11 protein-coding genes are annotated in these 12,447 nt (G+C 58.6%); 5 read left to right on the plus strand and 6 right to left on the minus strand.

What is annotated here, in order from left to right:
* Positions 1 to 425 precede the first annotated feature (425 nt).
* Both HPC62_RS14760 and HPC62_RS14765 read right to left on the minus strand, forming a co-directional pair.
* On the minus strand, positions 426 to 1,727 hold the full coding sequence (locus HPC62_RS14760) for an FGGY-family carbohydrate kinase (protein WP_172356880.1): 1,302 nt from the start codon (positions 1,725 to 1,727) through the stop codon (positions 426 to 428).
* Complete coding sequence (locus HPC62_RS14765; protein WP_225906754.1) at positions 1,687 to 2,652, minus strand: SGNH/GDSL hydrolase family protein; 966 nt, start codon at positions 2,650 to 2,652, stop codon at positions 1,687 to 1,689. The genes HPC62_RS14760 and HPC62_RS14765 overlap by 41 nt, the downstream gene beginning before the upstream one ends.
* Positions 2,653 to 3,144: 492 nt before the next feature.
* On the opposite strand from HPC62_RS14765, the gene HPC62_RS14770 reads away from it, so the two are divergent.
* Positions 3,145 to 3,285, plus strand: a complete 141-nt coding sequence (locus HPC62_RS14770) for a hypothetical protein (protein WP_172356882.1) — start codon at positions 3,145 to 3,147, stop codon at positions 3,283 to 3,285.
* Between the two features lie 388 nt (positions 3,286 to 3,673).
* On the opposite strand, the gene HPC62_RS14775 is transcribed toward HPC62_RS14770, so the two are convergent.
* On the minus strand, positions 3,674 to 3,832 hold the full coding sequence (locus HPC62_RS14775) for a hypothetical protein (protein ID WP_172356884.1): 159 nt from the start codon (positions 3,830 to 3,832) through the stop codon (positions 3,674 to 3,676).
* 96 nt (positions 3,833 to 3,928) lie between these two features.
* On the opposite strand from HPC62_RS14775, the gene HPC62_RS14780 reads away from it, so the two are divergent.
* The 4 genes from HPC62_RS14780 to HPC62_RS14795 all read left to right on the plus strand — a co-directional run bounded on the left by HPC62_RS14780 (position 3,929) and on the right by HPC62_RS14795 (position 8,391).
* Positions 3,929 to 4,645: an SDR family oxidoreductase gene (locus tag HPC62_RS14780; RefSeq protein WP_172358975.1), complete on the plus strand. Its 717-nt coding sequence runs from the start codon at positions 3,929 to 3,931 to the stop codon at positions 4,643 to 4,645.
* Positions 4,646 to 4,822: 177 nt separating this feature from the next.
* Complete coding sequence (gene pds / locus HPC62_RS14785; RefSeq protein ID WP_172356886.1) at positions 4,823 to 6,250, plus strand: 15-cis-phytoene desaturase; 1,428 nt, start codon at positions 4,823 to 4,825, stop codon at positions 6,248 to 6,250.
* 103 nt (positions 6,251 to 6,353) lie between these two features.
* Entirely contained in the window at positions 6,354 to 7,280 is a 927-nt protein-coding gene (gene crtB, locus HPC62_RS14790) for a 15-cis-phytoene synthase CrtB (RefSeq protein ID WP_172356888.1), read from the plus strand.
* Between the two features lie 91 nt (positions 7,281 to 7,371).
* On the plus strand, positions 7,372 to 8,391 hold the full coding sequence (locus HPC62_RS14795) for an aldo/keto reductase (RefSeq protein WP_172356890.1): 1,020 nt from the start codon (positions 7,372 to 7,374) through the stop codon (positions 8,389 to 8,391).
* On the opposite strand, the gene recF is transcribed toward HPC62_RS14795, so the two are convergent.
* The 3 genes from recF to HPC62_RS14810 all read right to left on the minus strand — a co-directional run bounded on the left by recF (position 8,388) and on the right by HPC62_RS14810 (position 11,952).
* The gene (gene recF / locus HPC62_RS14800) at positions 8,388 to 9,515 is read right to left on the minus strand and encodes a DNA replication/repair protein RecF (protein ID WP_172356892.1); all 1,128 of its coding nucleotides are present in this window, start codon (positions 9,513 to 9,515) and stop codon (positions 8,388 to 8,390) included. The two genes, HPC62_RS14795 and recF, sit on opposite strands and share 4 nt — an antisense overlap.
* Positions 9,516 to 9,556: 41 nt before the next feature.
* A complete protein-coding gene (glnT, locus tag HPC62_RS14805) occupies positions 9,557 to 10,879 on the minus strand; it encodes a type III glutamate--ammonia ligase (protein ID WP_172356894.1) in 1,323 nt (440 codons plus the stop codon).
* 368 nt (positions 10,880 to 11,247) lie between these two features.
* Entirely contained in the window at positions 11,248 to 11,952 is a 705-nt protein-coding gene (locus HPC62_RS14810) for a Crp/Fnr family transcriptional regulator (RefSeq protein WP_172356896.1), read from the minus strand.
* Between the last annotated feature and the right edge of the window lie 495 nt (positions 11,953 to 12,447).

A 12,447-nucleotide genomic window follows, 5' to 3' on the forward strand; every position in this document is an offset into this window, starting at 1 on the left:
GATCGTCTAGATGATTGCCAAATTAGCTCAATCTCCATAATCTACATTGATTATGGGCAAGACTTACGCACTTGCGATAGGCTCTCTGGGTTTTGAACAATTTCTCACGGGCTGCGCTCGCGAGAAATTGTCTAACTGCGTAAGTCCTAATGGATAACAGCATACTCAAGAAATTACGAATCCCGTAGGATACCCCCTTGAGAATTCCCAAGATGGGGAAGTGAAACATCATTTTAGATAGGTGATTAGATGGGTGATTGGGTAGATGGGTGATTGAGTCGGTGATCGAAATTGGGATTTTGGGTTTTGGATTTTAGATTTTGGGTTTTGAGTTTTGGGACTATCTCGGTTCTCTAGAACGGCACGACCGATGAAACCGATGGAAGCCCTGCGTGCGCCTAGTCTACCAATCTAAAATCGCCAATCTAAAATCCAAAATCACCATCGGGCTGGAGGGCGGCGCGGGCCAGGCGTGCAGTTCCATAGGCGGCTTCAGTGTGGGGAGAGGGCAGGACGGGCACTTGCAACAGGCGCGATCGCACGTTTGTCCAAACCTCATTCTGCGCCCCACCGCCCGCAGTCAGCACTTCTCGTAATGGCGTTGCGCCCAAGTCTGCCAGCCGCCGATAGCCCAGGGCTTCGATGCGGGCGATGCCTTCTAGCAGCCCGTGCAGAAATTCCACGGGATTGTCGGGGCGCGGCTCCAGGCAGGGCGGCAGGTTGGGGTCGTTGATGGGAAAGCGATCGCCCGGTTTGGGCAGGGGGTAATAGTCCTGCGGGCTGGGGCGAGACGGGTCGATCTGGGCGCTGAGGGCAGCAAGTTCGGCATCGCTAAAAAATTGCCGCAGCACCGCGCCGCCCGTGTTCGATGCGCCGCCCACCAGCCACAGATTGCCCAGCCGATGGCTGTAGATGCCGCTGGCAGCGTCTTCTACTCGCACGGTGCTGAGCAGCTTGAGAACCAGCGTAGACCCCAGCGAGGTGACGGCTTGCCCCGGCGTGCTGGCTCCACTGGCCAGGAAGGCGGCGATGCTGTCTGTCGTGCCCGCGCAGATCTGGCAGGTGGCGGGAATGCCCAGGCGATCGCCCAGGTCAGGCAAAATGGGGGCGATCGCCGTACCGGGCGCGTTTATCTGGGGCAACTGCACGGGCAGGTTGGCCGCCAGCAGCCAGTCGGGATAGCGCAGTGCGCCCACGTCATAGCCCAGCTTGAGGGCGTTGTGATAGTCGCTGAGGCCGAGGCGACCGTGCAGCAGGAAGGCCAGCCAGTCGGCCTGGTGGAGGAGGTGCGGGGGGGGAGCGTTTTGGGCCAGAGGCAGCGTGCTAAGGAGCCAGAGGAGCTTGGCAAGGCTGGAGGTGGCGCTGAGGACGGTGTGCTGGGGCGGGGCGATCGCCGTCACCTGATCTAGCATTGCCGCACCGCGTGCATCGTTGTAGAGCAGGGGTTCGGCCAGGGGAATTCCGGCATCGTCGCACAGGAGGACGGTAGAAGAGGTGCCGTCGAGGGCGATCGCCGCCAGGGTTTGGCGAATCTCAGCCGGAATTTGGGCAATCAGCGCCAGGAGGGTGTCTCGCCAGATTTCGGCGAGGGCGCTGGACGGAACGCTTGGGAAAGGTAGGCTGGCCTGCGCCACGATTTCGCCGCTAGCACTGATGGCGATCGCCCGTGCGCCGGAGGTGCCAAAGTCAATGCCGAGAAAGGTGTGGAGAGAGGTGGCGGCTGGCATGGTGGAGGATAAATTCGGCGATCGCCTGACTGATTTGCGTGTTTCCGGCGGGGCTGGGGTGGATGCCGTCGCGATAGAGGGCTTCGGGGTTTCGCAGCGCGTTCCACCGAGGCAGCAGGTCAAGAAACGGCACATTGCCCGCTGCCAGCAAGGTGCTGAGTCGCTGGCGAGCGACCTGTTCATAGTCTCGTGGGCCAGGCTGTTTTAATTCTCGCCGCAGGGGAGACAGCGCCACCAGCAGTTGCGCTTGGGGCTGCACAAACTGACGCATCTGTTCAATCGTCAGCAGGTTATCGGCAACGGGGTCGCCGCTGGGCGGACGGGTCGCAGGGCGCTGGGTAGGGTAGGGCAGCAGCAGCGACAGGGCTTCCCATAGGGCCAGGGGCGGCCGACGACGGGGATATTGGCGATCGCGCCCCACGGGCCAGTCCGTCGGCGGCGGCGCAAACAGGTCGTCTGTATTCAGCAGCAGCACCACCACCTGCGCCCCAAAGGTGCCAAACTGCCGCAAATAGCCCCACTGGTTTTGCGGCCCCCAGGAGGGCGCGGCCGCATTCAGCACAATGCCCGGTCTGCCCAGCCGGAGCACGAGAAATTGCCGCACCTGTTCGGAAATCGTGTGCGCTTGGTCTGTCCAGATGCCGCCGTGAACAATAGAGTCGCCCAGCAGCAGCACCCGCCAGCCTGCTGGAGGCATCTCACCAGTATTCCGCAGGCTGTGCTGGTTGATCACCATACGCTTGCCCCAGCGCCGGAGCCGCTGATGGGGGCGCAGCCGATAGCCCGCTTCTGGGTCGGCAACGTAGAGCGGGGGGTTGCCCAGGCCCAGCGCCCGCAGCCCCAGTTCCAGCAAGAGCAGCCCCATCAGCAGCAGCCCGGCCGCCCCCCCCTGGGCGATCGCCCGCATCAGCCTCTCCCAATCCATCCCATTCGTGAGTCTTTGAAGAATTCTGTTCTAAATCTTAAAAACTTTACAGAGGTGAGCCACATAACCCTCAAGTGAAAAAAGTGTGGTTAAAATCAAGTCGGCTTGGCGCAGTTTGTCTGGCATTCGAGTCGATCTATCTACATATTCTTGATGCATTCTCAACTGCTTTCAGCTAGCCTAATGACTCTGCCGCAACCTATCTCGCTGTCCTGAATCTCGCCAGACTGCATCCAGCCAATGGGGATTCGGTTCGTTGCAGGATCAAGCCGGCCAGGGCGCTGCCCAAACCGCGTTTTCAGAGTCACTTCAGCGGTTGATCAATTCTGAGTTGATCAATTCTGAAACGTTTAGGAGTTACGCAATTGGACGACTTCTCGCGGGCTGCGCCTGCGAGAAGTCGTCCAAAACCCAGAAAACTTAATCGCAGTGCGTAAGTCCTAACGTTTCTAAACTTTCTAAACTCTACTTATTTAGCAAGGATTGGTACTTATGACGGACTGGAATCGAGGCATTATGAAATTCCCCGGCGCAGATAGTCCGATTGCGCTGACGCTCTCGGCGGTGCTGATTTTGGGCAGCATTGCGGCGCTGATTCTGTGGGCGCTCCAGTCTGCCTACGCGCTGCCGTAGCCCGCGGGGTTTGCGATACGCAAATATAAGCCAAAAGGTCTGCTCTTGGGCAGACCTTTTCAATTTCAAGTGTATTTAATTGTTTGCGTTGAATACGCCTAGTTCCCAATGCCAGGGACAAAAGGCGTGAATGCTGAATTTTAATTCAGTGTAGGCTGAACCCGCAGCACTCGCTCTTGAGCCTGCACGCCGATGCCTCTTTCGGAGGCAGAGGAGCTTGGGCGATGCAGCCGAGCATCTAGACGAAACAGAAGGTTCTAGACCATTGCTAGGCTGATATGCCCCAATCAAAGCAGCGTTACAAGCCGTAAGCGATCGCCGCGTCCGGTAGCGAGGCAGGAGGCACAGGCCCCGTCCGGGAAGATTGATTGAGAAACGTGCCTGTAGTCTAAGCTACCACTGGCAATTCGGCAGGCGATCGCCCTGTGACTAAACTTAATTTCTTACCCGCTGCCAAACCGGACTGGAACTCGGCAAAGCGGCTGTCGGCCGTGATCCCCGCAGACGGGCGATCGCCATGCTTGCTCGATTTCCCACCCGTACCCATGCTGGAATTAGGGCTGGCATTGGGCAGATGCACCGTGCCGAGTAAGGCGATATGATGAGGAGTGAAATTAAGAAATGTAAAGAAGCGGGGCGAGTTATGCAGGGCAAGGTGGTTGTCATTGTAGGCGCAACGGGGGGCATTGGGTCGGCACTGGCGCAAAAGCTAGCTCCCTTGGGTGCAGCGCTGGTGCTGGCGGCGCGAGATACAGCGACGCTGAACCCGCTGGCCCATTCGCTGGCTGGTGCGCCCGGTGGTGTGCTGGCCGTGCCAACAGACATCACCGATCCGCAGCAGGCCGAAGCGCTGATGCAAAAGGCGATCGCCCAATTCGGCAAGGTAGACGTATTGGTAAACGCAGCGGGCGCAGGCATTCTCAAGCAGTACAACAAGATCGAACCCGCCGACCTGGATGCCATGTTGGATTTGAACCTGAAGGGCAGCTTCTACACCTGTCAGTCCGCCGCCAACATCATGAAGGAACACAAGTCGGGGCACATCTGCAACGTGATCGGAATTTTGGGACAGCACCCGATGGCGATGGCGGCGGCCTACTGCGCTTCCAAGTTTGGTGTGGTGGGCTTCAGCAAGTGCATGGCAGACGAGCTAAAGCGCTTTGGCGTAAAGTTCACCCTGTTTTATTTCGGTGGCGTGGATACGCCCTTCTGGGATCAGGTCAGCCTCAAGGTCGATCGCACGAAGATGCTGCGCCCGGAGACGGCGGCCGACGCTATTCTGTTTGCTCTCACGGCAGAACCCCAGGCAGTGCCGTTGGAGATCAACATCCAGCCTGAGAGCCACTTGTTTTTTGGCTAACCTTATTTTTTGGCTAAATTTTTTGGCTAATATTGACTGATGCTCCGAGTGGGGATCAAATGAACCCTCCTCAAGCGGCAAATCTCGGAAAAATGCCCGTTGACGGCCCGCTTTGTTACAGTTTGCAACATATAATGAGAGCTAGTGTAAACAGGTATCTCAGAGGATAGCGCGTACATGCGGGTGGCGATCGCAGGGGGAGGATTGGCCGGGTTAGCCTGCGCCAAGTATTTAGTAGACGCAGGGCACACGCCCATCGTGCTGGAAAGCCGGGACGTGCTGGGCGGGCTTGTGGCGGCCTGGAAGGATGCCGATGGCGACTGGTATGAAACCGGGCTGCACGTCTTTTTTGGGGCATACCCCAACATGCTCCAGCTGTTTAAGGAACTGGACATCGAAGATCGGCTCCAGTGGAAAGAACACACGCTGATCTTCAACCAGCCGGAGAAACCCGGCGTGCTGTCGCGCTTCGACGTGCCCGATATTCCCGCACCGTTCAACGTCATCCTGTCGATTCTTCGCAACAACGACATGCTGACCTGGAATCAGAAAATTCGCTTTGCTATCGGGCTATTGCCAGCGGTGGTGCGCGGTCAGCAGTATGTGGAAAACATGGATAAGTACTCGCTGCTGGAGTGGCTGCGGCTGCAAGGCGTAGACGAGCGGGTCAACAGCGACATTTTTGTGGCCGCTTCCAAGGCGCTCACCTTTATCAATCCTGAAGACGTGTCGGCAACGGTTCCTCTGACGGCGCTGAACCGCTTTTTGCAAGAGCGCTACGGCTCGAAGGTGGCGTTTCTGGATGGGTCGCCGACGGAGCGCCTGTGTCAGCCCATTGTGGACTATGTGACCGAGCGCGGCGGCGAGGTGCTGCTGAAGAAGCCGCTGAAGCAGATTTTGCTAAACGAAGACGGTACAGTATGCGGGTTTGCGGTGCGCGGGCTGGACGGTGCGCCGGATGAGGTGGTGACGGCGGATGTGTACGTCTCGGCGATGCCCGTGGATGTGATGAAAGCGCTGATGCCGGAACCGTGGACGAAGCTGGAATTCTTCCAGAAGATGGAGGCGCTGGAAGGCGTGCCCGTGATCAACATTCATTTGTGGTTTGACCGCAAGCTAACGGATGTGGATCAACTGCTCTTTTCGCGATCGCCCCTGCTCAGCGTCTATGCCGACATGAGCAACACCTGCCGCGAATACGCCAACCCTGACCGCTCAATGCTAGAACTCGTCCTGGCTCCGGCAAAGGACTGGATTGACAAGTCCGAGGCGGAAATTCTGGCGGCGACGATGGCAGAACTGAAGAAGCTTTTCCCAGATGACCTGGCGGGCGACCATCCGGCCACGCTGCTGAAATACAAAATCGTGAAAACGCCGCGCTCGGTCTATACGGCCGCACCGGGAATGCAGGCGTGTCGCCCTGACCAGGCAACGCCAATCGACAACTTCTTCCTTGCCGGAAGCTACACCATGCAGCGCTACCTGGGCAGCATGGAGGGTGCAGTGCTGTCGGGTAAGCAGGCGGCCGAGGCGATCGCCCAGCGATTCCCTGCCTCTCCGGTCGATTCTGCGCCGCCTGACCTGGTGGCCACTTCAGCCCGATAAATCACTCCAGCGGTTTCATTTCTGGAATGCTAATCGTTTCAAATGAACCGCAGGTGACGGATTACTGATAGGTTTAACTGTATTCCTCCAGCCCTGCGATGTAATGCTGCAACTGCCGAAGCCTTCCTGCAAAACCGTCCTGGTATCTCTGGACGATTCCTATGAGCGCTGTCGCCAGATCACTCAGGAATATGCCAAGACGTTTTATCTTGGGACGCTGCTCATGCCGGAAGAAAAGCGTCGGGCGATTTGGGCGATTTATGTCTGGTGTCGGCGCACGGATGAACTGGTGGACGGAGCAGAGGCAGCCTACACCACGGATGAAACGCTCGATCAGTGGGAAGAAAACCTAGAAACGATTTTTGCGGGGCATCCGCTGGAGGATGTGGACGTGGCGCTGGTGGATACGCTGGAGCGCTTTCCGCTGGACATCCAGCCCTTCCGCGACATGATCGAAGGGCAGCGGATGGATCTGTATCGCAACCGCTACGAAACCTTTGAGGAGCTAAAGCTGTATTGCTATCGCGTGGCAGGTACGGTGGGGCTGATGTCGGCGGCCGTGATGGGCGTAGATGAGAGCCGCCGCACGGCTCCCTGGAGCAAAGGGGGTGCGGTTGATCCAACGCAGGAGGCGATCGCCCTCGGCATTGCCAACCAGCTCACCAACATTCTCCGCGACGTAGGCGAAGATGCGCGGCGGGGTCGAATTTACCTGCCCCTAGAAGACCTGGCCCTGTTCAACTACACCGAGGCAGACCTGTTTAACGGCGTGGTGGACGAGCGCTGGCGAGAGTTGATGAAGTTCCAGATTCAGCGGGCGCGAAAGTTCTTTGTCCAGGCCGAGAGCGGCGTTGGCCTGCTCAGTCGGGATGCGCGATTCCCAGTGTGGTCGGCGCTGATGCTCTATCGCCAGATTTTGGACGCGATCGAGCGCAATCGTTACGACGTGTTTCGCAAGCGAGCCTATGTATCGGGCCCGCGCAAACTGCTGAGCCTGCCGCTGGCGCGTCTGCGGGCCGAGGTGCTGTAGGGCTGCCTTTGGCACGGATCAAGCCTGAAAAGCCCCGGTTGAATAGCCGTTTTGCCTGACCCGTGATCCCTGAAATGAAGCCTCCTGTTCTATGCTGCTACCCGACTCTAGCCGCCTTCAGTTCACCCCAGATTTGACCATTTGCCGCCTGCTGAATGGAATGTGGCAGGTGTCGGGGGCGCACGGCCGAATCGATCCAAAGGGGGCGATCGCCAGCATGGTGGACTATCTCGATGCGGGCTACACCACCTGGGATCTGGCCGATCACTACGGCCCAGCAGAGGATTTCATCGGCGCGTTTCGGCAGCAGCTGGCGGCCACGCGGGGCGAGGCGGCGCTGTCTCAGGTTCAAGCCTTTACCAAATGGGTGCCCCGGCCGGGCCCGATGCCCCGTGCTGTCGTAGAGCGCAGCATCGACGTGTCGCGCCAGCGCATGGCCACGCCCTGCCTAGATTTGCTCCAGTTTCACTGGTGGGACTATGGCGACCCGGCCTATCTGGACGCGCTAAAACACATGACCGACTTGCAGCGCGACGGCAAACTCCGCCATCTGGCGCTTACCAACTTTGACACCGAGCATCTGCAAATCATCCTCGATAGCGGCATCCCGATCGTGTCGAACCAGGTGCAGTATTCCCTGGTCGATCGCCGCCCGGAGGTCTACATGGCGAAGCTGTGTCAGGAGCGGGGCGTACATCTGCTGACCTACGGTACGCTCTGCGGCGGCTTTCTGTCGGATCGCTACCTGGGCAAACCAGAGCCGCGTCGGGGCGAGCTGGCCACCGTGTCTCAGCAAAAATACAAACGCATGATCGATGCCTGGGGCAGCTGGGACTTGTTTCAGGACTTGCTGAAGACCCTGGCGGCGATCGCCCGCAGGCACGGGGTGAGTCTGTCCAACGTGGCAGTGCGGGCAATTCTCGATCGCCCTGCCGTAGCGGGGGTCATCGTGGGCACGCGCCTCAGCATTGCCGAACACCGCGCCGACAATGCCCGCGTGTTTGACTTCCAGTTGGATGCCAACGACTGGCAGCAAATTGAGCAGGTTTCGGGGCGATCGCGCAACTTGCTCAACCAAATTGGCGACTGCGGCGACGAGTATCGGGGCTAGGCTGGCGCAATCTGTCCCGCCACCACAGTTAGCACCTGCGACGACCGGAGCCACTGCGAATCGAAAGAATCCAGATGCGTCGTGGTGATCAGGGTTTGGAACCGATCTTGAATTGTGTCCAGCAGCTTGTGCTGGCGCTTGGGGTCTAGTTCGGCCAGCACGTCGTCCAGCAGCAGCAGCGGCGGCTCTCCCACGACGGATTCGATCAGCTTCAGTTCGGCCAGCTTCAGCGCCAGCACCAGGGTCCGCTGCTGCCCCTGGGAGCCATATTGACGCGCAGGCGTGTGGTTGATGGTGAACTCGATTTCGTCGCGGTGGGGGCCGACGAGGGTGGTGTGCTGCACCTGTTCGGCGATCGCCCGCTGCCGAATTTTCTCCAAAAACGCCTGCTGAATCAGCGTCGGGTCATCTTTTTCCATCGGCACGCTGGGCGCATAGCGGATCTCCAGGCTTTCTCGGCTGCCGCTGATGTCTCTGTGCCAGAATTCTGCAAAGGGGGCAATGCGGGCGATCGCCCGGGCCCGGCGACGGATGACCCGCGTGCCCAGGGTCGCTAGCTGGGCATCCCACACCGCAAGCTGGGCGCGATCCAGCGGGATGGCGGCCTCGGTACGGCTGGAAGATTGCTTGAGCAGGGCATTGCGCTGGCGCAGCGCCAGGGTATATTGCTGCAACAGGTGCGCGTAGACGGGTTCAAGCTGGGTCAGCAGGGTATCAATCCACTGGCGACGATGCCCCGGCCCGCCTCGCACCAGTTCCAGATCCAGGCTGGAAAATTCCACGGCGCTCATCGTGCCCAAAAATTCCACCTGGCGCTTCAGGGTTTGCCCGTTTAGCGACACGGTGCGTCGCCCGCTGCTCCGCAACACCAACCCCAAATCCACAGAGCCACTGTCTCGATCCAGCCGTGCAGCAATGCTGCCTTCTTCGGCTCCCTGCTGCACCAGATCGCGATCGCGGTTACTACGGTGCGATCGCAGCGTGGCCAGCAGTTCCACCGCCTCCAGCAGGTTTGATTTGCCCTGAGCATTGTCGCCCACCAAAATCGTCTTCGGCGCAGCGAAACTCACCGCCTGATCCCGGTAGTTGCGAAACTGGCGCAGATGCAGCGATCGGAGGAACATGAGCAGGCGGGAATCGGGGGCAGATTGCGGTAATCCCTAGCCTAGCAGTCTAGCGTCGTCTCTCGTTCCCAGGTGGAAATGTGAGCGCTGTATTCGTTCCAGGCTTGTCGCTGGAGCTTGAGATAAGCCTGGGTGAAAGATTCGCCCAGCGCCTGGGGCAGCACAGGGCTGGCTTCAAATCGGCGCAGTGCATCTAGCAAATAGAGCGGCAGTTGCGGAACGGTGCCAGGGGGTAGCGGATCGGTGTAGCTGTTGTTGTCGTAGCGGGGGCCGGGGTCGCGCTTGTGGGCGATGCCGTCGAGTCCGGCGGCGATCAGGGCAGCGGGCAGCAGGTAGGGATTTGCCGCGCCATCGGCCAGACGCAGCTCAAACCGACCGGGTTCGGGAATGCGGACCATGTGGGTGCGGTTGTTGCCGCTGTAGCTGACGGTGTTGGGCGACCAGGTGGCCCCAGAGTTGGTGACGGGCGCGTTGATGCGCTTGTAGGAGTTGACCGTGGGATTGGCGATCGCGCATAGCGCCTCAGCAGAATGCAGCACGCCGCCCAAAAACTGGTACGCCAGCGGCGATAGCCCCAGTTCGCCCTCTGGGTCTGCAAACAGATTGGTGTCTCCAGCGCTGTCCCAGACTGAAAAATGGACATGGCAGCCGTTGCCCGTCAGGTGGGCAAAGGGCTTGGGCATAAAGGTGGCCCGCAGGCCGTGCTTTTCGGCGATGGACTTGACCATGTATTTGAAAAACGCCTGCCGATCGGCCGTCACCAGCGCATCGTCATAGGTCCAGTTCATTTCAAACTGACCGTTTGCGTCTTCGTGGTCGTTTTGATAGGGCCCCCAGCCGAGGGCGATCATACTGTCGCAGATCTCGCGGATCACGTCGTAGCGGCGCATCAGGGCTTGCTGGTCATAGCAGGGCTTGCTCTGGCGATCGCCCGCGTCGGAAATCTCCTCCCCGCTAGGCGATAGCAAAAAATACTCGCACTCCACGCCTGTTTTCACCCGTAGCCCCATCTCTGCCGCCTGCTGGATCACTCGCTTTAGCACCAGGCGCGGCGCTTGCTCTAGGGGCTGGCCATCGACATGATGCAAGTCAGCGGGCAGCCACGCCACATCCGGCCGCCAGGAAAGCTGAAATAGCCGCTCTGCATCGGGAAAGGCCAGAATATCGGGGTCGGCGGGCGACTGATCCAACCAGGCCGCAAACCCCGCAAAGCCCGCCCCATTCGCTGCGATCGCATCAATACTCTCAGCAGGCACCAGCTTAGCCCGCTGCACCCCAAACAGATCCGTAAAGGAAATCATGAAATAGCGAATATTTCGCGCACGGGCGATCGCAGACAACGAGTTGGGCGAAGAATTGGACATGGCAGCTCAGTCACCGAAACACTAGACCTGGAAGTTATACACCAACTCCGGCCCTCCAGTCGGTACATAGCTGACACCGCCGCAGGTGGTGCTTCTGAGGCAGGCGCAAATTCATCGAGCGATCGCCCTCCCACAGGATGCATTTGCGCCATCGGAACGCATCAAAGCCTGACAACAGCACCCTAGGCAGTGTCTTAAAACTTTCTAGGTCGTTGATTGCCTTGAGTCGATCCCCCTAAATCCCCCTTATTAATGGGGACTTCCGGAGTGGTTCGGCTCGGTTCCCCCCTTTTTAAGGGGGGCTAGGGGGATTTAAGGGGGGCTAGGGGGGATCGAAGGGTTTTAGAACACGCCCTAGCTTCCAAAACCTATGAAGCGCTGTTACGCTTTTGCAGCATGGTCGATTCGGCTGGAATTGCGATCAGATTATCGCCGTAGGTGCGAATCAGCCCGCGCTGGCGCAGCTTGCCCATCAGCCGGGTCACCGTGACGCGAGTAGAGCCGATGGCGCTGCCGATTTGGGCGTGGGTCAGCGACCAGGGCAAATAGTACGTATCATCGCTGGGTTCGCCAAACTCTTCTACCAGCAGCGTGATGAAGCCCAGCAGGCGGTCGATGGTGCGGCGCTGGCCCAACGTACTCAGCCACAGCAGCTTGCGCTGGTGCTGCAATCGGAAGGCATCCAACACTTCCCGACGAAAGTGGGGCCAGTTGTCCAGATCGTGCCAGTAAAGCCAAATCACCGAGGTCTGTTCGACATGGGCAAAGGCCTGGAGCGTAAAGGGCGATTGCGCCACGATTTCAAAGGGTTGACCCGCGCCGACAAAGCCCAGAAATGCCTCTTCGGAGTTGATTCGGGGCAGGCGGGAGGAACTGCCGTTGGCGCTGACCTGCGCCTCGCCCACCAGACGCACTGCGCCCCGCTGCACCAGATACAGCAGTCCAGGACGCGCCGGAATCTTTTCATCCTTGGCAAAGGTGCGGGTGCGGTAATGCTCCTGGGCCCAGTCCAAAATCCGCTGCCACGTCAGAAATGGTCTAGAAGAGTCAGCCTGAGAAGACACAGAATACATGAGGCAAGTCCTGGGAATTCAGTAAGTCGTACCGAAGTGTGCTGTTGCGTTGAACCAAGTGCAAACCCCGAAGTAGATCATGTGACGGCTCAGCCCAACCGGCAGAGTGCTGCTCAGGCAGAAACCTTAAGTTATAGGTGGTTTAGATATTTCCACTTACGTAATCTAGCGTACCGACCTCGTTCAGCCTTTCCGCATTTAGGACTACCAACTTTAGACCGTCAACAAGGGGGAACCGACAGCAGTGAACCGCAAAATCTAAGAATAGAAAGTTAATGATTCTTGTGATTCTAGCGCACGCTTTCAGAATAGCTTCACACTTTATCAATCATAGTAGGGAATTTTACGGAGTCTAGGTTACTCACAATACGTAAATCTCCTTTGAAAGTGTGCGGGAAAGTGGACAGCACCGCCGTAAACTCCCGCAGTTTTTTACGAGACTTTTACAAAAGCTTTGACTGTTTAAGGATTAGCCCTCCAGAATGAGGATTGGGC

It is taken from the genome of Thermoleptolyngbya sichuanensis A183, assembly GCF_013177315.1.
GTDB lineage: Bacteria > Cyanobacteriota > Cyanobacteriia > Elainellales > Elainellaceae > Thermoleptolyngbya > Thermoleptolyngbya sichuanensis.